The 21,383-nt window shown below is 64.6% G+C and carries 23 protein-coding genes and 1 pseudogene; 13 read left to right on the forward strand and 11 right to left on the reverse strand.

Features of this window, described 5'->3' with window-relative positions; translation table 11 throughout:
* Positions 1 to 99: 99 nt before the first annotated feature.
* From sorB to ACO6D5_RS16275, 3 genes and pseudogenes are all read right to left on the reverse strand, one after another.
* Positions 100 to 459 (reverse strand): SorB family sulfite dehydrogenase c-type cytochrome subunit, encoded by a 360-nt coding sequence (sorB, locus tag ACO6D5_RS16265; protein ID WP_485825938.1) that lies wholly within the window; start codon positions 457 to 459, stop codon positions 100 to 102.
* Between the two features lie 10 nt (positions 460 to 469).
* Positions 470 to 904: an Ig-like domain-containing protein gene (locus tag ACO6D5_RS16270; protein WP_485825956.1), complete on the reverse strand. Its 435-nt coding sequence runs from the start codon at positions 902 to 904 to the stop codon at positions 470 to 472.
* Between the two features lie 60 nt (positions 905 to 964).
* A pseudogene (locus tag ACO6D5_RS16275) lies at positions 965 to 1,704 on the reverse strand (molybdopterin-dependent oxidoreductase); the annotation flags it as partial.
* 567 nt (positions 1,705 to 2,271) lie between these two features.
* On the opposite strand from ACO6D5_RS16275, the gene ACO6D5_RS16280 reads away from it, so the two are divergent.
* A complete protein-coding gene (locus ACO6D5_RS16280) occupies positions 2,272 to 2,721 on the forward strand; it encodes a hypothetical protein (protein WP_088590047.1) in 450 nt (149 codons plus the stop codon).
* 28 nt (positions 2,722 to 2,749) lie between these two features.
* Here the strand turns inward: ACO6D5_RS16280 and ACO6D5_RS16285 are convergent, their stop codons facing one another.
* Both ACO6D5_RS16285 and ACO6D5_RS16290 read right to left on the reverse strand, forming a co-directional pair.
* Entirely contained in the window at positions 2,750 to 3,121 is a 372-nt protein-coding gene (locus ACO6D5_RS16285) for a hypothetical protein (protein WP_315845597.1), read from the reverse strand.
* 96 nt (positions 3,122 to 3,217) lie between these two features.
* On the reverse strand, positions 3,218 to 3,454 hold the full coding sequence (locus ACO6D5_RS16290; RefSeq protein WP_485825939.1) for a toluene tolerance protein: 237 nt from the start codon (positions 3,452 to 3,454) through the stop codon (positions 3,218 to 3,220).
* A gap of 411 nt (positions 3,455 to 3,865) precedes the next feature.
* Between ACO6D5_RS16290 and ACO6D5_RS16295 the strand changes: the two genes are divergently transcribed.
* The 6 genes from ACO6D5_RS16295 (at position 3,866) to ACO6D5_RS16320 (ending at position 11,236) form a co-directional block, all read left to right on the forward strand.
* On the forward strand, positions 3,866 to 5,323 hold the full coding sequence (locus ACO6D5_RS16295) for an MFS transporter (protein ID WP_485825940.1): 1,458 nt from the start codon (positions 3,866 to 3,868) through the stop codon (positions 5,321 to 5,323).
* Entirely contained in the window at positions 5,320 to 6,861 is a 1,542-nt protein-coding gene (locus ACO6D5_RS16300) for an FGGY family carbohydrate kinase (RefSeq protein WP_485825941.1), read from the forward strand. Before ACO6D5_RS16295 ends, ACO6D5_RS16300 begins: the two co-directional genes overlap by 4 nt.
* The gene (locus tag ACO6D5_RS16305; protein ID WP_315845601.1) at positions 6,858 to 8,537 is read left to right on the forward strand and encodes a glycerol-3-phosphate dehydrogenase/oxidase; all 1,680 of its coding nucleotides are present in this window, start codon (positions 6,858 to 6,860) and stop codon (positions 8,535 to 8,537) included. Before ACO6D5_RS16300 ends, ACO6D5_RS16305 begins: the two co-directional genes overlap by 4 nt.
* Positions 8,534 to 10,090, forward strand: coding sequence for an FAD-binding oxidoreductase (locus tag ACO6D5_RS16310; RefSeq protein WP_485825942.1), 1,557 nt, complete (start codon positions 8,534 to 8,536; stop codon positions 10,088 to 10,090). Before ACO6D5_RS16305 ends, ACO6D5_RS16310 begins: the two co-directional genes overlap by 4 nt.
* Positions 10,091 to 10,092: 2 nt before the next feature.
* The gene (locus ACO6D5_RS16315) at positions 10,093 to 10,677 is read left to right on the forward strand and encodes a glycerol-3-phosphate responsive antiterminator (RefSeq protein ID WP_006225339.1); all 585 of its coding nucleotides are present in this window, start codon (positions 10,093 to 10,095) and stop codon (positions 10,675 to 10,677) included.
* Between the two features lie 166 nt (positions 10,678 to 10,843).
* Positions 10,844 to 11,236, forward strand: a complete 393-nt coding sequence (locus tag ACO6D5_RS16320) for a VOC family protein (RefSeq protein ID WP_485825943.1) — start codon at positions 10,844 to 10,846, stop codon at positions 11,234 to 11,236.
* A 15-nt stretch (positions 11,237 to 11,251) separates the two neighbouring features.
* Here the strand turns inward: ACO6D5_RS16320 and ACO6D5_RS16325 are convergent, their stop codons facing one another.
* Positions 11,252 to 11,881 (reverse strand): LysE family translocator, encoded by a 630-nt coding sequence (locus ACO6D5_RS16325; RefSeq protein WP_315845604.1) that lies wholly within the window; start codon positions 11,879 to 11,881, stop codon positions 11,252 to 11,254.
* Between the two features lie 222 nt (positions 11,882 to 12,103).
* Here ACO6D5_RS16325 and aqpZ point away from each other — a divergent pair, with 222 nt between their 5' ends.
* Positions 12,104 to 12,817 (forward strand): aquaporin Z, encoded by a 714-nt coding sequence (gene aqpZ / locus ACO6D5_RS16330; protein ID WP_485825944.1) that lies wholly within the window; start codon positions 12,104 to 12,106, stop codon positions 12,815 to 12,817.
* Between the two features lie 7 nt (positions 12,818 to 12,824).
* Here aqpZ and ACO6D5_RS16335 read toward each other — a convergent pair whose 3' ends face one another.
* On the reverse strand, positions 12,825 to 14,042 hold the full coding sequence (locus ACO6D5_RS16335; protein WP_485825945.1) for a DUF1444 domain-containing protein: 1,218 nt from the start codon (positions 14,040 to 14,042) through the stop codon (positions 12,825 to 12,827).
* A gap of 165 nt (positions 14,043 to 14,207) precedes the next feature.
* On the opposite strand from ACO6D5_RS16335, the gene ACO6D5_RS16340 reads away from it, so the two are divergent.
* The 3 genes from ACO6D5_RS16340 to ACO6D5_RS16350 all read left to right on the forward strand — a co-directional run bounded on the left by ACO6D5_RS16340 (position 14,208) and on the right by ACO6D5_RS16350 (position 16,100).
* Entirely contained in the window at positions 14,208 to 14,771 is a 564-nt protein-coding gene (locus ACO6D5_RS16340) for a cytochrome b (RefSeq protein ID WP_485825946.1), read from the forward strand.
* Between the two features lie 96 nt (positions 14,772 to 14,867).
* Positions 14,868 to 15,725 (forward strand): 3-deoxy-8-phosphooctulonate synthase, encoded by an 858-nt coding sequence (kdsA, locus tag ACO6D5_RS16345; RefSeq protein ID WP_006225332.1) that lies wholly within the window; start codon positions 14,868 to 14,870, stop codon positions 15,723 to 15,725.
* Between the two features lie 66 nt (positions 15,726 to 15,791).
* The gene (locus tag ACO6D5_RS16350) at positions 15,792 to 16,100 is read left to right on the forward strand and encodes a carbohydrate isomerase (RefSeq protein ID WP_315845608.1); all 309 of its coding nucleotides are present in this window, start codon (positions 15,792 to 15,794) and stop codon (positions 16,098 to 16,100) included.
* Here ACO6D5_RS16350 and ACO6D5_RS16355 read toward each other — a convergent pair.
* Entirely contained in the window at positions 16,097 to 16,591 is a 495-nt protein-coding gene (locus ACO6D5_RS16355) for a GNAT family N-acetyltransferase (protein ID WP_485825947.1), read from the reverse strand. The two genes, ACO6D5_RS16350 and ACO6D5_RS16355, sit on opposite strands and share 4 nt — an antisense overlap.
* 173 nt (positions 16,592 to 16,764) lie before the next feature.
* Between ACO6D5_RS16355 and ACO6D5_RS16360 the strand changes: the two genes are divergently transcribed.
* Both ACO6D5_RS16360 and ACO6D5_RS16365 read left to right on the forward strand, forming a co-directional pair.
* The gene (locus ACO6D5_RS16360; RefSeq protein WP_485825948.1) at positions 16,765 to 18,399 is read left to right on the forward strand and encodes a PqiB family protein; all 1,635 of its coding nucleotides are present in this window, start codon (positions 16,765 to 16,767) and stop codon (positions 18,397 to 18,399) included.
* A gap of 164 nt (positions 18,400 to 18,563) precedes the next feature.
* Positions 18,564 to 18,821, forward strand: a complete 258-nt coding sequence (locus ACO6D5_RS16365; RefSeq protein ID WP_035213355.1) for a hypothetical protein — start codon at positions 18,564 to 18,566, stop codon at positions 18,819 to 18,821.
* A 7-nt stretch (positions 18,822 to 18,828) separates the two neighbouring features.
* Here ACO6D5_RS16365 and ACO6D5_RS16370 read toward each other — a convergent pair whose 3' ends face one another.
* The 3 genes from ACO6D5_RS16370 to ACO6D5_RS16380 all read right to left on the reverse strand — a co-directional run bounded on the left by ACO6D5_RS16370 (position 18,829) and on the right by ACO6D5_RS16380 (position 21,361).
* Positions 18,829 to 19,137 carry a hypothetical protein gene (locus ACO6D5_RS16370; protein ID WP_315845611.1) on the reverse strand — a complete coding sequence of 103 codons (309 nt, stop codon included), beginning with the start codon at positions 19,135 to 19,137 and terminating at the stop codon, positions 18,829 to 18,831.
* A 113-nt stretch (positions 19,138 to 19,250) separates the two neighbouring features.
* A complete protein-coding gene (locus ACO6D5_RS16375) occupies positions 19,251 to 20,684 on the reverse strand; it encodes an MFS transporter (protein WP_485825949.1) in 1,434 nt (477 codons plus the stop codon).
* Between the two features lie 92 nt (positions 20,685 to 20,776).
* Positions 20,777 to 21,361 (reverse strand): TetR/AcrR family transcriptional regulator, encoded by a 585-nt coding sequence (locus ACO6D5_RS16380; protein WP_315845613.1) that lies wholly within the window; start codon positions 21,359 to 21,361, stop codon positions 20,777 to 20,779.
* Positions 21,362 to 21,383 lie beyond the last annotated feature (22 nt).

The raw sequence follows: 21,383 nt of genomic DNA on the forward strand, positions 1-21,383 counted from the left end.
GGATCTACGCCAAAGGGGGACAAATCGGGCATTTTCAGCAAGCGCGCGGATTCATGGCGCGGGAAAGTCAGCCAGGGCGGCGCCGGGGAAAGCTGGCCCTCAGGGCTTGGGAGACCCGGCAGGCGGGGGCGGTGGATAGGCTTGGTTCAGGTACTGCACGATCAGTGGCACTTGTTCGGCCGGAATGGGCGCGCCATAGGTGCCGACCATTTTTTTGACCTCGGCGTCCCAGAAACCCAATGGCATCGGCGGCTGCGACGACAGGTAATCGACCGAGTGGCACATCAGGCAGAGGGCCGCGCTTTGAGCGCCGGCGCCGGTGCCGGGGTGCAGCGTTGCGGTCTCCGACGGGAGCTGAATGTCCAGGGCGGCGGCGGACGCGCAGGCGGAAATCGCGGCCAGGGCGACGGCTAGCCTGACCAGGCGGGTGTGAGGATGACGACGGGCGGGGCGGGTCATGGGGGGCTCCTTACGCGGCGTCGACGCGCACGGTTTCGACCACATTGCGCATATACCCGGACGGGTTCCACAGCGGGTCCAAGGGTTGGGTTTCGCCCGCCGTATTGGTGGCGCGGACCTTCAGGGCATAGGCGCCGGCCTGCTCAGGCGTGAAGTCGGCGTGCCATTCGCGGAAGGAATAGCGGCCCAGGTCCTCGCCCAGAGCGGCGGCGCGCCAGGTCTGGCCGCCGTCGGCCGAGAATTGCACGTCGCGGATGCCGCGGCCGCCGTCGAAGGCAATGCCGCGCACCGGCACGCGTTGGCCTTTGGCCACGCGGGCGCCGTTGGCCAGGCTGGTGATGAAGCTGCGCACGTTGTAACGGCCGATGGGGCGAGTTTTTTCCGGTGCTTTGCCCACCGGCGTGCAGGCACAGTCGTTGTCGGGAATACGGTAGGCCTTCTGCATCCAGAAACCATCGAACTCGGTGTTCAGCACCTTGATGTCGGCCAGGTGCTTGACCCAGTAGGTGCCGTAATAACCGGGCACCACCAGCCGAACGGGATAGCCATTGAGCATCGGCAGGTCGGCGCCGTTCATGGCGTAGGCCAGCATGACTTCGCCGTCCAGGGCGTGGGCAGTGTCCAGCGCCTTGACGAATTCCGGGGTGCCAGGCAGGACGGGCCGGTCCAGCCCTTCGAAGGTGATTTGGCGGGCGCCGGCCTGGATGCCGGCCTTTTCCAGGATGCGCTTGAGCGGAATGCCCACCCAGCGGGCGTTGCCCATCGCGCCATTGCCCAGTTGGCCCCCCCTACGCGCGGTTCAAAAAACCCCCGGCTGTTGCCGGAGCATTGGGTGACGGCCACCAGTTCGACGGGCGCACCGAACTGCTGCTTCAGGTCGGTCAGCGACAGCTCAAGGGGCGTGCCGACCAGCCCGCCCACGCGCAGCCGGTACGTGGCGGGGTCAATGGCTGTGGGAATGTTGCCCAGGTGGTAGCGCACGAAGAACGCATCGTTGGGCGTGATGACGCCGTCGTTGAACACGGCGAACGGCGTTTCCAGTTGCGGCGGCCGCGAGGTCTGGCGGATCAGGGGGCGCTTCTGCGGGTAGGCGATCAGGTCGCGCTCGCCGTTCGCGAAAGGCAGCGTGACGGTGGCCGGGGCCGCCAGGCCGATCAGGGCATGGCTGGTCAGCGTGCCCGCCGCGCCCACGGTACAGGCTTGGCGCAGGAAGCGCCGGCGCCCATCCGGATCGAATGTGCTCATGCTTGTCTCCTCGTTGTTTTCCCGTCCCCGCTATTGGCGGCGTCGTCGAATGAGGCTACGCCGTGCTAGCTGACGGCCACGTTAATTGTCGCGGCGTCTTGCAACAACCGTTCCAATAATCGCGTTATCTGCACAATCCGCGCACGGGTTCCCGATGAAATGGACGTCTGAGCAGCGGCTCGGCGTCCTTCAGTGCCCGGTAATAGCCACGCCGAAAAGGCAGGGCGTCTAGGTTCAAAACCAGGGGGAAAAAGAATCCCAGACGGTCAGGTCTGGGGAAAGGAGATAACACGCACGATTGATTCTACGTACGGGAATCATCCGAGCCTATGAGACGCGTCCGATTAAGCGGCCGGAAAAGCTCGTATATCGTCATTGTCAGCGCTCAGCTCCAACCGCCGAAGTCCGCGATATGGCGGTGACCGCCGGTCGGAGGCAGGCTCGCAGGTATCAAATATTGCCTCGCGCTTGCTCAAGCCCGACCCAGCGCGATGCGGCGCTCAAGTTTCCGCGCTGGTTGCCGTTAATGCCGATACAGCTTGCATAAGCCACCGGAAAAACAGCGCCATGTTTGATTTCATCTCTATCGTCGTCACCATCGTTGCCCTGATTGCCTGGGCAATCCATCGCCAAAAGAAGCGGCATAACGCATTGTTGGCGAAGTTTCGCGAACACAACCAGCGACTCGGTACGTCCTTCCCCGAAGACAGCGTCGACAGCGAACTGATTCTCAGCGACAAGGACAAGAAGGTCGTCATTGCGTTTGATCCCCAAACTCAAAAGCTCTGCATGGTGTCGGGGAAGAATGATCCGGGCGAAGTGCTCGACTTTTCTTATATTCGGCAATGGCAATTGAAATGGACCGAGGTTTCAGGCAACGGCGGGCTCGCGTTCAAGAATGTCCATTTCGCCTTTTCCACCAGTGACCTCAAAAGACCGCTGATCAATATCCCGGTGGCCGGCAAAGGCTATGGGGATACCTGGAATAGCCGCCTGGGGATCCTGATGGGCGCCTGAGCAATTTCAAGCTCAACCCTTATTCCAGCTACCCGCCTTCAGCGTCCGGCGCCGGGCGGTTCGGGAATACATTCAGCGACATGATTTCGCGTTCGTATTCCGTCATCAGCATGCCCACCAGGTGGCCATGCAGCAATCCGAAGCGGGTCCAGTTCAGCGGTTCGGTGCCCGGCAGCAGGTCCAGCAAAAGAAGCTGGCCCGTGCGTACCGTGCCCACGAAATAAGCCCGTTCGTCCAGGCCGCCCGCAGGCGGGGCGTGGTAGATCTTGACTGCCCGGCCGGTATCGTCCTTGCGCCACGCGCTGACGCCTCTTGCGGCCGCGTCATCGGTGCGCTTCAGATTGTTCTGGATCGTCATCCAGAGGCCTTTGGCGTTTGGGGTATGTACAACAATCGTCATGGGCGGATTTTTTCCGTGTTGGCGGGCAACCTGGAATTTATCCAGAACCCGCCAACAGCGACAAGCCCTGATTCGCGTTCAGGGCCCCGGACCCGATCAGTTCTTCACCTTGACCCGATCGCGCCGTTTCTCGGTCCGGGCTTCCACATCCCGGCCCAATTGCACATCCATCAAGATTGCGGCATGCACTTTCGCGCGGCTGGCTTCAATGCGATGCATGCATGACCAGCCCCGCTCCGCCGCAACAGCCAGCTTCTTGTCCAACTCCGTGTGGCGGCGGCGTTTGTTTTCGGTCGACATGTTGCCGAGTTCTTGATCGGTGATTAAGCGCATCTGAATTCCTTTTCAGTCGGGTTGTGTGATCGGGTGATCGCCTCTTTGCGGGTTTGCGTATAGGTGCGAGTGCTCGGCGCTTAAATGAGGCGCCGGCAATGTCGCGGGTTTTCTGAAATCGGCCGTAGTGTGCCAGCTTGCGTATTTAATGCAAGTCATTGAAAAATAAAGATAAAAAAGTATAAGAATTGCACTTTCCATATACTTTCCTGTGGCTTTGGATACTTTTTCCAGCAGGCGAAAATCACTGCGGAACAGGGTTTGTCCTGATGCCCGACCTGCTTGACACCCCACCGCGCAACCCATAAAGTCACCGCACAGATTTAGATAAAAGACCATCTGTAAGGTGGTCTTTTATCGCGTGCAGATTGCGTCGACCTCTTACAGAAATAATTCCAAGAGGAGACGACTGTGCAATCATCGACCGTGAAAATACGTGGCATCGACGATGTCATCGCTTTTATCGATTCACGCCCCGGCATCGCCGGCCGGGCTGGCCTGATCTGGTGGCTGGCGCTGGGCGGCCTGTTCCTGGATGCGTTTGCGAATTCGGCGTTAAGCGCGGGCCTGGGCCCGATGACCCGCGACTTGGGCCTGAAAGCGGGCCAGGTCGCATTGATGACTTCGTTCGCCTCTTGGGTGGCCATCGCCTTCAATCCCATCGGCGGCTGGATGGCCGATCGCTGGGGGCGTATCCGTCCCTTGATCATCGCCAAGTTCCTGGCCGTGATCGGCGCCGGGCTGGTGATGTTCGCGCCCAGTTTTGAAGTCATCCTGGTGGGCCGTTTCTTTGTGGGCGCGGCCTACGGCATCGACTTCGCGATCGCGATGGCCGTTCTGGCCGAATTCACCCCCGTCAAATTCAAGAGCCGCCTGAACACGTGGCAGGGCATGTGGTACACGGCCGTGTGCACCAACCTGCTGCTGGCGATGCTGTTCTTTTCGTGGGATGTGGGCGATTCGATCTGGCGCTATTCCGTCGCGGCCACGGCGATTTTCGCGCTGATCATCCTGGTGCTGCAGCTGAGCTACATGGTTGAAAGCCCGATCTGGCTGGCGCGCAAAGAGCGGGTCGAGCAGGCTGCCCTGGCGATGACGCGCATCTACGGGCAGGCTTTTGTCGCCGCGCCGCCGGCCGAACGGGTGCCGGTCGTGAACCAGGCCAAGCGCGGGCTGGCCAACGTGCTGCTGATCTTTCGCGGCGTGTACCTGCCGCGCACGATCCTGGCCGCCACGGTGCAGATCGGGCAGTCGATCCAATATTTTGCGGTGGGCTGGTACCTGCCGCTGATCAGCGCGGCGCTGTTCGGCAAAGACTTCATCTACGCCACGATCGGCGCGCTGGTGTTCAACATCTTCGGCATCTTCGGCGGCTTCCTGTCACCCTACATCGGGCGCAAGCTGGGATTGCGCCGCGCCTCGGCGTTCGGCTTCGCGATGGTGTTCGTGATCCTGCTCATCCTGGGCACTTTCCACGGCCAGATGCCGTTGTGGCTGGCGGTCGCGTTGCCGTCGCTTTTCATCCTGTTCCACTCGGGCGGCCCGGGCGCCAACGGCAAGAGCCTGTCGTCGCTGTCTTTCCGCAGCGAGCTGCGTGCCGGCGCCAACGGCATCATCGGGGCGCTGGGTTCCACCGGAGCGGCGGTCGGCCTGCTGGTGTTCCCGCTCTTCCGCGAAAACTACGGCCTGGAAAAGACCTTTCTGATCCTGTCAGTCGTGCCGCTCATCGCCAGCATCATCTGCTTCGTGATCAAGTGGGACCCCACCCGCACCACCATCAACCCCGACACCGAGACCGGCGCGCCCCAGTTCAAGGACGACAGCGCGCTGGCGACCCTGGGCCCCGCCATTGGGAAAGCCGCGCGATGACGAACAACCCTGTGATTCTGGCCATTGACGAGGGCACGTCGGGCACGCGCGCGGCCACCGTGTCCGCCGATGGCCACGTGTCGTGCCTGGAATATCAGACGCTGCATGTGCAGACGCCCCGGCCCGGCGTGGTCGAGCAGGACGCCAACGAGATCCTTGAAAAGACGATCAGCGTCTGCCGCGCCACCATCGCTCAGGCGCACCGGGCGGGGCAGCAGATCGCGGCGCTGGCGCTGGCGACCCAGCGCGCCACCGCCGTCTTGTGGGACACGCGGACGGGTGCCGCGCTGGTGCCAGCCATGGTCTGGCAGGACACCCGCTTCGTGGACGAACTGGATGAATTGGCGCCCGAATGGGATGCGCGCTTGCTGGAGCGCGTGGGCCGTCCCGTGGGAGTGAGGTCGCTGTATCTCTGGGCGGCCCGTCACCTGCGCGACACGCCGCAGGTGGCAGAGGCCTGGCGCGAGAAGCGTCTGGCGTTCGGTACGGTGGACAGCTGGCTGCTATGGCATTTCTCGCAGCGCCGCGAGGTCGTCACGACGCCGACCAACGCCACCTCGTCCGGCGCCTATGTGCTGGCGGACCACCGCTATTACCTGGAATGGGTGCAACAGCTGGATTTCCCGTTCGAGCTCTTGCCCGCCTTGCGCCAGGACGCGGACGATTTCGGGCGGACGCGACCCGAGGTATTGGGCATCGAGGTGCCGATCCTGGCGTCCGCCGGCGACCAGCACGCCGGCGCCATCGGCCTGGGTTGCCTGGATCGCGGGCAGGCGATGTGCGTGCATGGAACGGGAAGTTTCGTGGACTTGATCATCGGGCCTGAACCGCCCGTGAACTCGGGCCTGTCCGAAGGCTCGTTGACGATGACGGCCCGGCGCCAGGGCGGCGTGTCGCACTTTGCCGTCGAGACCTTTGTGGCGACAACCGGGTCTGCTTTGAACTGGGTCTGCGAAAAGCTGAAGTGGTTTGCGGATGCGCGCGAGATCAGTGCGCTGGCGGCGACGGTGCACGCATCGCAGGGGGTGACGTTTGTGCCTGCCCTGACGGGCTTGCGCGTGCCGCAGATGGAAGCGGCCGCGCGCGCTTCGCTGACCGGCGTATCGATGGCGACCACGCAGGCCGAGGTCGCCTACGCCATTCTGGAGGGCATCGCGCATTCGGTGACCAGCTGCATCGAGGCGGATGAAGCCGTGTCGGGCGTGCGGGTGTCCGAACTGGTGGTGGGCGGCGGCTTGTCCTGCAGCGATCCCTTGCTGCAGATCCAGGCCGATCTGATCGGCATTCCGATCCGCCGCATGCAGGAATCCGACCGGGCCAGCCTGCGCGGCATTGCCTATCTGGCAGGTTCCTCCGGGCTGTTGTGGCCGTCGCTGCATGACGCCTGCAAGACCATCGCGACCGACGCGGTATTCCAGCCAGCCATCGGCGTGGCGGAACGGGCCCGGCGCCGGGCCTTGTGGCACGCCCGCGTGGGCTCTGAATTGGGCCACGTCAGGCAGTTCAAGCAGGAAAAAGAGGAGGCGTTGCACAAATGATCGGTTGGCTATCCAGAAAGCCCAGGAAGGACCGGGCCGATATGACGAACACCGAGCCATTACGTCTGATTCGGCAAGAGCAATTGGACAGGTTGGGCAGTGAGCAGTACGACATGCTGATCGTGGGCGGCGGCATTACCGGCGTGTATGCGGCGTTGGACGCCAGCCTGCGCGGCTATCGCGTGGCCGTCGTGGAGAAGGACGATTTTGCATCGGGCACTTCTTCGAAGTCATCGAAGATGGTGCATGGCGGGTTGCGCTACATCGAACAGGGCAACCTGGGGCTGGTGCGGCATTCCTTGCACGAGCGCCAGCGTCTGCGCCGCAACGCGCGGCATCTGGTGCAGCGTCTGCCGTTCCTGTTTCCGATCCTGGAGCGCGACGGGGTGTTCGACAAGCGGCTGGCCAAGGCCTTTGAAAGCCTGCTGTGGACCTACGACATGGCGGGCGGCTGGCGCGAAGGCATCCTGCACCAGAAACTGACCGCCGCAGAAGTGCTGTCGCATTGTCCGACCTTCAAGGAAGAAGGGCTGTTGGGCGGATTCCTGTACTTCGATGCCCGCGTGGACGACGCGCGGCTGACGCTGGCTGTTGCGCGCACGGCGGCCTTCCATGGCGCGACGGTCATCAATCACGCCAAGGCGATCGAGGTGACGCGCAACGCGCAGGGCAGGGTGGACGGCGTGATCGTCCAGGCGGGGCAGCAGGAGATCCGCGCGCGCGCCGGCGTGGTCATCATGGCCACCGGCGTCTGGCTGCGGGATTGGAACGGCGCGAAGCGGGGCGACGCGTCCGCGCTGCAGGTGCGTCCCGCCAAAGGGGTGCACGTGGCGGTGCCCTGGCTGAAGGTGCGCAACGATTGCACCGTCACCATTCCTGTGCCGGGCCGCAGCCGCCGCGCCACCATCACGCGCTGGGGCAACGTGTCGTATCTGGGCACAACCGACGAAGACTACGCAGGCGATCTGGACGACGTGTACTGCACGCGCCGCGAGCTGGACTTCCTGCTGGAAGGCGCGCGCTCGGCCCTGAAGACCGACCTGCAGGCCGAGGACGTCGTGGGCAGTATCGCGGGTTGCCGGCCGCTGGTCGGGCCGCCCGGCGGCAAGACGCTGGAGGTCAAGCGCAATCATGAAATCCGCGTCGCCGCGGACGGCTTGGTCACGATCGTGGGCGGCAAGCTGACCACGTCGCGTCACATGGCCGAACAGACGATCGACGCCGCGCAGCAGGTCATCGGCCAGCGCAACCCCTGCCAGACGAAGAAGGCCTATCTGCTGGGCGCAGCAGGCTACGACCCGCAGGCCATCGTAGCCTCGGGCGGCATGTCGGCGCATCTGGGCGAGCGCTATGGCACCGAGGCGCGCTTTGTCAGCGACCTGATGCAAGCCGCGCCGGCGCTGCAGACGCCCATCGTCCAGGGGCTGCCCTACACCGAGGCCGAAGTCCTGTACGCCGTGCGCCACGAACTGGCCGGCACGGTCGAAGACGTGCTGTCGCGCAGGATGCGCGCCCGCCTGATGGCGCGCGACGCATCCGCCTTGGCCGCCGCGCGCGTGGGACAGATCCTGCAATCCGAACTGGGCCTGGCGCCCACCGTCATCACGCAGCAGGTCAATGACTACCTGGTTGCGATCCAGCACGAAAAATCCGTACTCATGGGAGACAAGGAATGATCAGCAAAGAAGCCATCAAGCGCGGCTACAACCGTGGCAACTACGTCGTCGGCGCGCACACGCCGCCAGCCTACGCCGCCGCATTGACCCAGACCGGCTCGGAACCCGGATTGCAGCGCGATCCGGTGCGTCTGTCGGCGGGGCAGATCGACGCCTTGCGCCACGTTGCCGACGAGGTGCTGACCGGCACCGCCGATGTCGTGGCCTGGACCCGCGATTGGTGGGCCGGGTCGATGATGTCGGAGACGGGCGGCAAGCCCGCCACGCCGCAGGCGGTGATCGTCAAGGTGTCCACGGTGGAGCAGGTGCAGGCGGTGATGCGCGTCGCCAGCGCGCAGGCCATCCCCCTCACGGTGTCGGCAGGCCGCAGCAACGTTACCGGCGCGGCCTTGCCCGTGCGCGGCGGCATCGTGCTGGATGTCTGCCAATTGAACAAGCTGATCGGCGTGGACCGCGAAAGCCAGATTGTCGAAGTGGAGGCAGGCATGTTCGGCGACGTGTTCGAACAGACGATCCAGAACGAGTATGGCTTGACGATGGGCCACTGGCCCTCGTCGTTCGGCATCAGCACCGTGGGCGGCTGGGCGGCTTGCCGTGGCGCGGGCCAGTTGTCCACGCGTTACGGGAAAATCGAAGACATGGTCTTCGGCATGGACGTGGTGCTGGCCGACGGCAGCCTGATCACCGTGGGTGGCTATTCCCGCGCGGCGGTGGGCGCTGACCTGCAGCAGGTCTTCATCGGATCCGAAGGCACGCTGGGCGTGATCGTGCGCCTGCGCCTGAAGCTGCATCGGCTGCCGGACTACGGCCGGGCCATCGCCTACGGGTTCAAGACGTTCGCCATTGGCCTGGAAGCGTGCCGCGAGATCATGCAGCGCGGCGCCAACCCGGCGGCGCTGCGGCTGTATGACGAACTGGAAAGCGGCGTCCAGTTCAACCGGCCCGACCTGAACGTGCTGCTGGTGGCCGACGAAGGCGCGCGCCAGATCGTGGACGCCGTCATGGAGATCAGCCAGGGCGTGTGCGAGGAACTCGGCGAGAAGCTCGATGGCGACGCGGTCTTCGAGCGCTGGCTGGAGACCCGTTACCTGACGGGAAAGAGCGCCGAAGGCTTCAAGCGCAGCCCGGGCTTTGTGGCCGACACGCTGGAAATGGCGGGCCGCTGGAGCGACCTGCCCGGCATCTACGCCGACGTGGTGGCCGCGATCAACGCGGTGCCGGGCACGCTGGCCGGTTCCGCGCATCAGTCGCACGCCTACGTCGACGGGGCGTGCCTGTATTTTTCATTGCGCGGCGAGGTCGAGGTGGAGCGGCGCGCGCAGTGGTATCGCGCGGCCTGGGATGCGGCCAATGCCGTGCTGATTAAATATAATGCGGCGCTCAGCCACCATCACGGCGTGGGCCTGTTGCGCGCGCCGTACATGCAGGAATCGTTGGGGGGCGCGTTCGAGGTGCTGCGCACGATCAAGCGCACGCTGGATCCGCAGAACATCCTTAACCCCGGCAAGCTGGGATTGAGCGACGCGCGCTTTTACGATCAGGAAGATCGATAACCATGGATAGGTCATTCGGGGCATGTCTGGCGCGCCATCCCGTCATCGCGACGATGTACGGGCTTGAGCAGATCAATACCTTCGTGGGCAGCGTGGCCGAAATCGGCATCGTCGCCAACGTCGAGCTGCGCAAGCTGGCGCCCGTGATCGCGGCGCTGAACCGGGCGGGCAAGTTCGCGATCGTCAACATAGACAGCTGCGAAGGCCTGTCGCAGGACAAGGGCGGCGTGGAATACCTGGCTGATATCGGCGTGGCCAGCCTGGTGTCCACCCGCGTGGCGACCATCCAGCGCGCCAACCGGGCGGGCATGGTCACGATGCAGAAAGTGTTCGTGACCGACCGTTCGACCTGGCCGCGCAGCGTCAAGGCGCTGGAGCAAAGCGACCCCAATCTGGTCCAGCTGATGCCGGCGCCGATGCTCACGCACATGGCCGAGCAGGACCTGAAGGCCCTGCCTCCCATCGTGGCGTCGGGGTTCGTCTGCAATCAGACGGACATTGGCATCGCGATGAAGCACGGCGCGGTGGGCGTGTCGACCAGCGACCACGCCTTGTGGAGCCTGGACCCGCGTCAGCTCAAGGGCTGACGCAATTCGCCTGCATACCGGATCTCCGCGCCAGCGCCAATGGTCCGATTATGACGGAACGGTTGGACTATTTGCTGGATACACATCCAGTATTCTGGTCAAATTACCGAATCCCCGGCCGTGAAACCGCAAGGCCGGGCCGATTCCCCCCATTGAAAGGCTGAACATGAAATTCGGATACACCATCATCTATGTGCCCGATGTCCCCGCGTCGCTGACATTCTTCGAGCGCGCCTTCGGCTTTTCCCGCCGCTTCCTGCATGAATCCCAAACCTATGGCGAACTCGACACGGGCGAGACCACGCTGTCGTTCGCCGCGCATGCGCTGGGCGACATGAATTTCAACGGCGGGCACGTCGAAGCCTCGTCGTCGTCCAAACCGCTGGGTATGGAAGTGGCTTTCCTCACGGACGATGTGGCCGCCGCGCATGCGCAGGCGGTCTCGGCGGGTGCCACAGAACTGAGCGCACCGTTGGCAAAGCCGTGGGGGCAGGTCGTGTCGTACCTGCGCTGCCCGGACGGCACGCTTGTGGAGTTGTGCACGCCGATGCACGGCTGATCCGCCTTCGCGGTGTCAGCGCAGGTCGCCGCGCCGGTAAAGCGTCAGGCCCAGCGCCAGCGCGGCCAGCATGCCCGCGCAACCGCGGTTGACCCACGTCATCACCCGGGCGGAAAACGTCCGCATGGCGTGGCGTCCACCGAAGGCGTAAAGGCTCATCATCACGCAGTCGATGGCGGCGCTGGTCACTGCCAGCAGCAAGTATTGCTGGGCCACGGGCGCGGCAGGCTGGATGAACTGCGGCAGGAACGCCGAAAAGAACAGGACGCCCTTCGGATTCGACAACCCGACGAACAGCGCCCTGAAAAATGCCGAGCGGCCGCTTGCGGGCGATGGTGCCGCATTCGCCCGCAAGGCTTGCGCCGGTGCGCGCCAGATGGCCCATGCCAGATAAAGCAGATAGGCGGCGCCGCCCCATTTCACGATGGAAAACAGTTGCTCGGACGCCTGCAGCAGCGCGCCCAGCCCGCCACCCACCGCGCCGATCAGGATCAGGTCCGACAAGGCCGCGCCGGCGATGCCGCAGCGGGCGACTCGCATGCCGTGGCAAGCGCCATTGTTCAAGGCCAGCAGCATCGACGGACCGGGCGTGATCATCACTGCACTGACGGCAACGATATAGAGAAAGAGGGTGGGTGCGTCCATATTCTGCCGGGGCGGTTCGAGGCCGCATCAGGATAGCGCGAAAGGCCCGGGCCTTTCAGCATCGGCCGTTTGCACGATCGCCGGATCCCGCCGGGGGCCTTACCGTCAGCGATACCCTGGCGCGGGCGCCGGCCTGGACAAGAACTGTCAAGATTTTCAGTTCTTTAAAGTCGTGATCACCGCTGCACGATATCTTGGGCTTTTCGCATTCGGAGAGTTGACATGTATTCGCTTCCAAAGCGTTGTGGCGCGGAGTTTTTCGGCACGTTCTGGCTGGTGCTGGGCGGGTGCGGCGCCGCAGTGTTGGCAGCCGGATTTCCGCAGTTGGGCATCGGCTTCGCCGGCGTCGCGCTGGCGTTCGGCCTGACGGTGCTGACGATGGCGTTCGCGGTGGGCCATATTTCGGGCGGGCATTTCAATCCGGCGGTCACCGTCGGCCTTTTCGCCGGCGGCCGGTTCCCCGCCAAGGAAATTCTGCCTTATGTCATCGCGCAGGTCTTGGGCGCGATCGTGGCGGCAGCCGTGCTGGCTTGCATCGCCAGCGGCAAGCTGGGCTTTGACCTGAAGGGCAGCCATTTCGCAGCAAACGGCTATGGTGCGTATTCGCCCGGCAAGTACTCGCTTGCGTCCGCGCTGGTGACGGAAGTGGTGATGACCGCGGGCTTCCTGTTCGTGATCCTTGGCGCCACCTCCAAGCGCGCGCCGGCGGGCTTTGCGGCCATTCCCATCGGGCTCGCCTTGACACTGATCCATCTGATCAGCATCCCCGTCACGAACACGTCGGTGAACCCGGCGCGTTCGACCGGGCCGGCGCTGTTCGTAGGCGGGTGGGCAATCGAACAGTTGTGGCTGTTCTGGGTCGCGCCCATCGCCGGCGCCATCATCGGCGCCATCGCGTACCGGCTGGTCAGCAATCCGGCGGCGGAGCGAGGCTAGCCGAAACCTAAGTCACCTCGTTCAACTGCGCCAAAAGCGCGTCGGCGGGAAATCCTTGCGTGCGGTACCTGATGGGGTAACCGACTTCGCGCGCCAACAGGGGTTCCAGCACGCGCACCGCCTGCTCCCAGGATACGACCCGGACTTCGCCAATCTCGTCGTCGGCGTCCGGGCGGACGAGCGCCAGGCGATCGACCTTGGGCAGCGACGTGTCTACGCCCCGTGTCCATGACGCCAGCGAGAACGAGGTGGCGGGGTCATCCTCTTGCGTGAAGAGGTTGTAGTGGGCGACGAAGATGTCCATGCCCTGTTCTTCGTGGATATGGTCCAGCGCCTCTTTCTGGGCGTCGTATTCCGACTTGTCCAGCAGGCGGGCCAGGTGCGCCAGGCGGTGCGCCAGCGCGGGGCTGGCAGGCTCGTAGCGCAAGGGTTCGCGGTCTTCATAGTGGTACATGTGCGCGCTGACTACCCGCCCGTGCTGCAACGCCTGAAGGCAGAATTCCACCATGGCGACCAGTCCGTCGTCGTCGTTGTCTCCGGTGACAAGCAGCACATCGCGCGTGGGCATCATGAACACGGGGCGGCCGCGCACCGGAACGCGCTCGAGCATGTCGGGCAGCAGGGCGCGGCTGATGTCATAGCCGTCCGCCCAGCCGCCGCGGTAGACGCCGGGCGCCAATTCGGAAAAATGGTCGGGAGCGTCGCGCAGATTGTCGATGGCGATCGCCAGCGCCTGCTCGAACGTCAATCCCCATGCGGCTTCCGGGCCGTTGGTCAGCGTGGAGATGGCGTCCGGGTGGTCCAGTGCCAGCAGGACGACGCAATCGTCGCCAAAGGGCCGGAACGCGGGGTGGAAGGCCGAGTCGTTGCCTTCTGTACGGACGTGGTGCAGGCGCACGTCTTCCAGCGCGCTGCGGCCGCGGATCACGGCCCTGAGCATCGGTCTGGCGACGGAGGCCTGTTGCGGCGTGCCCTGCGTGCTGCTGGACAGCGCCGACACGAAACCCTGCAAGGCGCGTTTCTGGTCCGCTCCGCGGGTGTTGCAGTACGCATGGTAGGCATTGTGCAGGTTGAAGTACGAGCCTTCGCCCAGCAGCAGCCGGAATTCATCCGACTTGTAGGTCAGCGCATTCGCGAAACCTTCGCGCCGCGCCGCGGCGACGAACAGCTTGGCGAACTGGTCCGGCGAGGGCTTGCGCCGGAAAAGAGAATCGAAAAAACCCATGAGCCCACCCTTGTTTCAAGTGCCGGACGGCGCGACGACCGGTCCGCAACGGATCATTGTGGCCAGTGAACCGCAGCGCGTCCAGCGATAAAGCCGCGCGCTCAGGACGCCGTAAGTCGGATGTCCCTACGCTTGCGGGCTATTGTCTGCCCAAGAGCGCTGCTGATGACGACGTCCCCTTTACCCGCCTCCCATCCGGTTTCGGCGCACTACGACCGCGGCACGATCGTGTTCCATTGGCTCACGGCGTTTCTGGTCGTTGGCCTGTTCGCGCTGGCCGAGACCTGGAGCTTCCTGCCGCGCGGAACGCCCACGCGTCGCTTGCTGCAATCGCTGCATATTTCATTCGGCCTGGCGTTCGCGGCGGTCTTCGTGTTGCGCGTCATCTGGCGCCTCTGTCGAGGCAGGCGCCTGCCGCCCGCCTCGAGCGGCTGGTTGCGGGTGGCTAGTACGGGCGTACACGGGCTGCTGTACCTGTTGATGGCCGTGCAGATCGCGCTGGGGTTCCTGTTCCGCTGGGCCCAGGGCGAGCCATTCGCCTTTTTCGGCTTGTTCAACGTGCCCACGCTCATCGCCATCGACCACGAGCAGCGCCGGTTCATCGGCGGGCTGCACGACACGGTGGCCTGGACGATCATCATCCTGGCGCTGCTGCACGCGCTGGCGGCCCTGTTTCACCATTACGTGCTGCGCGACGGCGTGCTGCGCCGCATGCTCGCCAGCCGCTAAGTCCTGGGAGAATCCGGGCCGGAAGGTGAAAAGCGGGCGGGGCAGGTTGTACATTACGCACTGTCACCTGCCTTATCACTACAGGATTCCCTCATCATGACCGCCCCAGAAGTCGTTATCTCCCCGTCGATCCCCTGCGCCAACGATCGCCCTTTCGTGCTGTTCGGCGGCATCAATGTGCTGGAATCGCTGGATCTGGCGTTGCGCGCCTGCGAGGAATACCAGCGCGTGACCCGCAAGCTGGGCATTCCTTACGTGTTCAAGGCGTCGTTCGACAAGGCCAACCGCTCGTCCATCCATTCCTACCGTGGCCCGGGGCTGGAAGAGGGCATGAAGATCTTCGAAGCGGTCAAGAAAGAATTCGGCGTGCCGGTCATTACCGATGTGCATGAACCCTGGCAGGCCGCGCCGGTGGCCGAAGTGGTCGATATCCTGCAATTGCCCGCTTTCCTGGCGCGGCAGACGGATCTGGTGGTGGCGCTGGCAAAAACGCAGCGCGTGGTCAACATCAAGAAGCCCCAGTTCCTGAGCCCGACCCAGATGCTGAACATCGTCGAGAAGTTCACGGAAGCCGGCAACGACAAGCTGATCCTGTGCGACCGCGGCACCAGCTTCGGTTACGACAATCTGGTCGTCGACATGCTGGGTTTCGGCGTGATGAAGAAAGTGACGGGCAACCGCCCGTTGATCTTCGACGTGACGCATGCATTGCAGCAGCGTTCGGCGCTGGACGCGGCTTCCGGTGGCCGCCGCGAGCAGGTGGCCGAGTTGGCGCGCGCCGGCATGGCGGTCGGCCTGGCGGGCCTGTTCCTGGAAGCCCACCCCGATCCCAAGAACGCCAAGTGCGACGGCCCCAGCGCCTTGCCGCTGGACAAGCTGGAACCGTTCCTCACCCAGCTCAAGCAGCTGGACGACCTGGTGAAGTCCTTTGCCCCTATCGACATCGAACCGTGACGCGGGCTGTCATCCTGCCTACGTCAACTTGTTATACGATCCAGGCCACACTTTAGGGAGGCCTGGATGGCTTTGCATGTGATCGTCGCCGTTCGAAAAGAACCCGTCAGCGGGCATATCGCCTACGTACGCTGGGGCCAGGCCGAGCGCGGCGTGCCCGGCTGGGTCACCGAACCCGTGACGGCGGCGGCGTCGGAAGTCATCGAAGTCATCAAGGACGGCGGAGATGTTGAAACCGCCTTCAGCGTAGAGGGCACCAGCGTGGCGTTGCGCGCGGTGCGGGTGCTGGTGGACGACGACGGGCGCGAACATCTGGCATCCGTGCCGGTCCCCAGCTCCACGCTGCATACGCTGTTCGATCTGCCCGAATTCTAGGCGGCCGAGCGGCGGCCTTCGGCAAAGCCGCGCAGCGCCTCGTCGGTCAGGCGGTAGCGCACCCATTCATCCATCGGCAGCGCGCCGATGGACCGGTAAAAATCGATTGCCGGCTTGTTCCAGTCCAGCACGCTCCATTCCAGCCGGCCGCAGCCGCCGGCGACGGCTTCCTGCGCCAGGTGGCGCAGCAGGTCGCGTCCGGCCCCGATGCCGCGGTGCTCGGGCGTGATGTACAAATCTTCCAGATAGATACCGTTCTTGCCCAGCCAGGTCGAATAGCTGTAGAAATAGACGGCGTAGCCGATCGCCTTGCCGTCCGCGAGGCACATCAGGGCCTTGGCGGGCGCCTGGGGGGCGAACAGGGTGCGGGCGACGTCGTCGGCGCTGGCGATCACCTCGTGTGCGGCGCGTTCGTAGACGGCCAGTTCGGTGATGAAAGCGTAGATCTGGGCCGCATCCGAAGGGGTGGCGGGGCGGATGGTGATATTCACGTTGACTTCCTCCAAATGGGACGGCCATGCTACCCGCTAATGCACGGGCTTGCAGGCAGGGAGGAAGACGGGTCACCGGGAATCCCCCCACTTGCGCCGGGTGGCCTGCGGCGCGACGCTAGCGCAGGAATCCGCCCTCGCGTCCGGCCGTGCACACAAAGGGGTTGCCCTCTATGGCTGAGTCTGGTTCTGCCGCTGGTGAAACGCCCTCGCCCCTGCCGCGCAAGCGGCGGCGGGTTTCCTGGATCTGGCTCGTGCCCCTCGTCGCGGCGGTGGGCGGATTGCTGCTGGTGTTGCAGGTCTGGCTGAACGCGGGGCCCACGGCCGTCATTCACTTCCAGACCGCCGAAGGGCTGGAGGCCGGCAAGACCCAGGTGCGGTACAAGGAGGTCACCGTCGGCCTCGTCGAGCGTGTCGCCTTGAACCGGGAGCGCTCCGGCGTGGACGTGACCATCCGCGTCGATAAGGATGCCAACGGCTTGCTGCAGGACGGCACCGTGTTCTGGGTGGTCCGGCCCCGCCTGACGCTAAGCGGCGTGTCCGGCCTGGGCACGTTGCTGTCAGGTTCGTATATCGGCCTGGATCCGGTCGGCAGCAAGGACGGCGCCCATCCAAAGAGCAGGTATGAATTCACCGGCTTGGAAGTGCCGCCCGAGGTGGCGCAGGACCGGGCGGGCAAGCGCTTTACGCTGCACGCGCAAGACCTCGGGTCGCTGGACATCGGGTCGCCCGTCTACTATCGCCGAATCGCCGTAGGCCAGGTGGTGGGATACCGGCTATCCAAGGGGGGAGACGGCGTGGACGTGCAGGTGTTCGTCGATGCTCCCAACGATGCCTACGTCAATGACGGCACGCGTTTCTGGAATGCCAGCGGCGTGGACTTCAGCGTGGATGCCCGAGGTTTGCAGATGCGGTCGCAATCGCTGTTGTCGGTGATCGTGGGGGGCGTGGCGTTCGATACGCACGAACAGCGTAGCCATCAGGTGGCAGCGGCTGAGGCGTCGTTTGTCATCTATCCCAATGAAGAGGCGGCCCGGGCGCAGCCCGATGGCGTTGCGCTGCGCATCCGGATGCGGTTCGACCAGTCCGTGCGCGGCCTGGTGGTCGGCGCGCCTATCGACGCCTACGGCGTGACGGTCGGCAAGGTGGACGCGATCAACCTGGATTTCGACCGAGTCACCCAGCAGTTCTACGCGGTGGTCTCCGCCACGCTCTATCCGGAACGGCTGGGGGGAAAAATGGTCGGCCAGATCAAGGAATACGCCGGCAGCGATCTGCAGCATCCCAGCGGCAGACTTCTGGCGGCGATGATCGAGCGAGGAACGCGTGCGCAGTTGCGCATCGGCAACCTGCTGACCGGCCAGCTGTATGTGGCGATGGTCGAGTTTCCGAATGCGAAGCCGGTCACGTTCAAGATGGAGGAGGAACCCTTCATCCCTACCGTGCCCAACAATCTGGATCAGCTGCAGCAGCAGGTCAACAGCATCCTCACCAAGCTTGACCGCGTGCCGTTCGAGGCGATCGGGACCGAGTTGGGTGGGGCGTTGCGCGCAGCCTCCAGCCTGGTCAGGCGGCTGGATACGAAGCTGGCGCCGGAGGCGCAGGCCTTGCTGCGGCAGGCCAACCGGTCTCTGGCAGCCGTGGGCGGGTTGCTGGCGCCGGATGCCGGGTTGCCCCAAAACGCGGACGTTGCGTTGCGCGAACTGGGCAGGGCAGCCCGATCGCTGCGGGAGCTGTCGGATTACCTCCAGACGCATCCCGACGCGTTGCTCCGGGGAAGGGCGCCGGACGTGCCCGCCGGCCGGTAGTTTCTTCATCGCAGTGCAGGCTCTTACCGCTGCGCCAGCGACGGCCCGTGCCCGGCAGGCGGGCTGGCGCGCGGCATGAGGCGGGTACGGCACTTGCTGCTCGTGCCGTGCGACCAGTTGCTGGAAGAGGGGCGCTGGCGCGGTATCAAAGGGGGGACTATCGCATGGACCATAGTGAAATGATGGTGCGCATGATCTCGCAGCCCGTTGCGCCGGGCAAGGTCGACGGCTGGGACGGCATACTCTCGGCCTATGCGGATTGCCTGTTGCAGGTGCAGGCGAAACTATCGGATGCCGACGTCACGCGATTCCTTGAAGTCGGAGCACTCGTCTTTCGCACCTGCTGCCAGGAAGAGGCGCGCCAACGCTGGACGGCCGAGGAACTGGCCGCTTTCCACCGCAAGCGCGAATTCGGCGTCTAGGCGCCGGTCAGTACAAGCATTGGCTAAGGGCGAATTTGCGGCCGAATGCCCGCACTTCGTCGCCATCTACCGAGGCCGCCACATCCCAGTGGATGCCGCGCGTCACCAGAAATGACTGGCCCAGCAGCGCGTGACGCAGCGCAAACTGCCAGAATGCCGATTCCGTGCCGACCGGCTCCAGTTCGTGCGGCCCGATCATCAGGCGCGTGGGCCGGGGCGTGGCCCCCATCGACCATCGCAAGGCAATCGCCATGAAGGCGAAACGCGCGGAAAGCGAGGAAGGTTGAACGCAAAGCAGTCGGATCTTGTTGCTCATGGACGTCACCTTGTTCAGGTGTCGTCAGCGTAGCAAAGACCCGCTTGCCCTTCCATACCGCGTTTGGTGGATTTCAGCCACGATGGTCCAAGATTCGTCGATACCTTGCGGGCTCAATGCCTGCCGGCCGTTGCTCGCGTGACTCGTGCAAGTAGCAGCAAGGCCAGCGCGGGCGCGGCGGCGAAAGCGGCGAACAGCCATCGCGCCGCCTGTTGCGCGCCTTCTACGCCACCCGGGTCGACCAGTCCCGCGCTATTGGTAACCACCCCCGCCAGCGCAGCCGTCACCGCCGATGCATAGAGCTGCACGGTGGTGATCGAGGACGACGTCAGCGTTTCCTCTCCCTTGGGCGCGGCATTGAAGATCCGGGTCAGCAAGTGTGGCCACGCCAGTCCGATGCCGAAACCCACGCCTGCCAGCGCGACGATGTAGGCGGCCAGGCCCGCCAACGACGACAGCACCGCCGTTTGCGGCGTCATGATGGCCAGGCCGATCAGCGAAGCCAGGATCACGGCCGGGCTCAGGCGCACCAGGCGATCGGCGGCGGCCCCTGTGCGGGTGGCGCTGGGCATCGCGGCAAGCGTCCAGCCCGCGGCCATTGCGGCCGTCATGTAGCCCGCAGCCAGCGGCGAAAGGCGATGGATGACCTGCAGGAAGTAGGGCACGAAGATCTCGGTCGTGATGGCGGCTACCACCAGGCACATCACGGCATATAGCGCGCCCAGCGGCGTGCGTATCGAATACGCGCCGGTGGGCAGCAAGCGCCTGTCGGCGCGAGAATCCACCCTGGCGATCAGGGTGGCGATGGCCAGTCCGCCGGCGATGCCCGCCAGGTTCCCGGCCAGATTCGTCGACAGGCTGGCAAGCGTGATGGCCAGCACGGAGGCCACCAGCAGCGCGAGCGTGCCCAGCGGCAAGGGCGAGGGTGGGGCAGGAGGCACGGATGACCGGCCGCCGACCTTGAACGTCACGATCAAGGCCAGGGCGGCGGCCACAGGCAGCAAGGCCCAGAATGCCAGCCGCCAATGTCCGGTCTGGGCGAAGATGCCGCCGATCGCCGGACCGCACAAAGTCGCCACGCCCCACATGCCCGACACCAGCGCCATGGCGCGCGACCAGAGGGGCGCATCGAACACCAGCCGGATCAGCGCATAGCTCAGCGCGAAGAGTATGCCGCCGCCCAGGCCCTGGATGCTGCGTCCGGCGAGCAACACCGGCATGGTGGGCGCCAGCGCACAGGCGACGGCGCCGGCGGTAAATATGGCAACGGCCGCCAGGTACGCCGCGCGCGGGCCCAGCGTTTCGATCAATTTGGCTGACAGCGCCGATCCGATGATGGAGGTCACGACGAACAGCGTCGTGTTCCAGGCGTAATACTCCAGCCCGCCGATCTCCTGGATGACGCTGGGCAGGATGGTGGTGACGATATAGACATTGATGGCGTGCAGCGCCACGCCGCCTGCCAGCGCGATCGAGCGCAAGGCATTGGCGCCGTGCAGCAGGTCGGCCCAGGAAGCGCTGGATTCAGGGGTTGTGCTGACGGCCACAGCGGTCTCCAGAATTATTTAAACAAGAATATGCTTTGATAATACGTGGATCACGGCCGATGCACAATCGAAGGCCTGCCGAAGGTAGGGGCTTAGCGCCGTCGCAATCCGCGCAGCAGCAGGTCCAGCGCATGCAAGGCCTGCTCGAGCCGCGGCGCGTCCTCCGGCGCATCGGCGATCCAGAACGCGGCGTCGGTCAGGCTGCCATTGACCAGCCGCGCAAGCGCGTGCGGATCGGCGTCCTCGATGATGTGCGCCGTCATCAGGCCGTGCAGCAGCCCGGCCAGCGACGCGATGCACTGCTGCTGCGCGGCGTCGGAAGCCGGGCCCAGCACCGCGCGCGCGTCCTGCAGCACGATCCGGCGAATGTCGGGCTCGGTCGCCATCCGCAGGTAGGCGCGGCAACGTCCGCGCAAGGCGTCCCAGGGGGCGGTGGCCTGCGCCGACACCGCGTTGAGGCGTTGATCCATTTCGCCGTCGATTTGTTCGACCACGGCGACGAGCAAGCCTTGTTTGTCACCGAAATGGTGATACAAAGCCCCTCGCGTCAGCCCTGCGGATGCAGTCAGGTCGTCCATGGACGTGGCGGCGTAGCCCGCGTGCTGAAAGGCGTGGCGGGCGGTCGCCAGCAATTTGGTCCGGGTGGCCTCGATCATCTCGGCGCGGGAACGCGACATGCAATTCTCCAGTGACATACGG

Source organism: Achromobacter sp. (assembly GCF_057314935.1).

Bases quoted from the DNA above. Each gene is read 5' to 3' on its own strand.
- sorB (WP_485825938.1), bottom strand. From the start codon at position 459: ATGACCCGCCCCGCCCGTCGTCATCCTCACACCCGCCTGGTCAGGCTA.
- ACO6D5_RS16270 (WP_485825956.1), bottom strand. From the start codon at position 904: ATGCAGAAGGCCTACCGTATTCCCGACAACGACTGTGCCTGCACGCCG.
- ACO6D5_RS16280 (WP_088590047.1), top strand. From the start codon at position 2,272: ATGTTTGATTTCATCTCTATCGTCGTCACCATCGTTGCCCTGATTGCC.
- ACO6D5_RS16285 (WP_315845597.1), bottom strand. From the start codon at position 3,121: ATGACGATTGTTGTACATACCCCAAACGCCAAAGGCCTCTGGATGACG.
- ACO6D5_RS16290 (WP_485825939.1), bottom strand. From the start codon at position 3,454: ATGCGCTTAATCACCGATCAAGAACTCGGCAACATGTCGACCGAAAAC.
- ACO6D5_RS16300 (WP_485825941.1), top strand. From the start codon at position 5,320: ATGACGAACAACCCTGTGATTCTGGCCATTGACGAGGGCACGTCGGGC.
- ACO6D5_RS16305 (WP_315845601.1), top strand. From the start codon at position 6,858: ATGATCGGTTGGCTATCCAGAAAGCCCAGGAAGGACCGGGCCGATATG.
- ACO6D5_RS16310 (WP_485825942.1), top strand. From the start codon at position 8,534: ATGATCAGCAAAGAAGCCATCAAGCGCGGCTACAACCGTGGCAACTAC.
- ACO6D5_RS16315 (WP_006225339.1), top strand. From the start codon at position 10,093: ATGGATAGGTCATTCGGGGCATGTCTGGCGCGCCATCCCGTCATCGCG.
- ACO6D5_RS16320 (WP_485825943.1), top strand. From the start codon at position 10,844: ATGAAATTCGGATACACCATCATCTATGTGCCCGATGTCCCCGCGTCG.
- ACO6D5_RS16325 (WP_315845604.1), bottom strand. From the start codon at position 11,881: ATGGACGCACCCACCCTCTTTCTCTATATCGTTGCCGTCAGTGCAGTG.
- aqpZ (WP_485825944.1), top strand. From the start codon at position 12,104: ATGTATTCGCTTCCAAAGCGTTGTGGCGCGGAGTTTTTCGGCACGTTC.
- ACO6D5_RS16335 (WP_485825945.1), bottom strand. From the start codon at position 14,042: ATGGGTTTTTTCGATTCTCTTTTCCGGCGCAAGCCCTCGCCGGACCAG.
- ACO6D5_RS16340 (WP_485825946.1), top strand. From the start codon at position 14,208: ATGACGACGTCCCCTTTACCCGCCTCCCATCCGGTTTCGGCGCACTAC.
- kdsA (WP_006225332.1), top strand. From the start codon at position 14,868: ATGACCGCCCCAGAAGTCGTTATCTCCCCGTCGATCCCCTGCGCCAAC.
- ACO6D5_RS16350 (WP_315845608.1), top strand. From the start codon at position 15,792: ATGGCTTTGCATGTGATCGTCGCCGTTCGAAAAGAACCCGTCAGCGGG.
- ACO6D5_RS16360 (WP_485825948.1), top strand. From the start codon at position 16,765: ATGGCTGAGTCTGGTTCTGCCGCTGGTGAAACGCCCTCGCCCCTGCCG.
- ACO6D5_RS16365 (WP_035213355.1), top strand. From the start codon at position 18,564: ATGGACCATAGTGAAATGATGGTGCGCATGATCTCGCAGCCCGTTGCG.
- ACO6D5_RS16370 (WP_315845611.1), bottom strand. From the start codon at position 19,137: ATGAGCAACAAGATCCGACTGCTTTGCGTTCAACCTTCCTCGCTTTCC.
- ACO6D5_RS16380 (WP_315845613.1), bottom strand. From the start codon at position 21,361: ATGTCGCGTTCCCGCGCCGAGATGATCGAGGCCACCCGGACCAAATTG.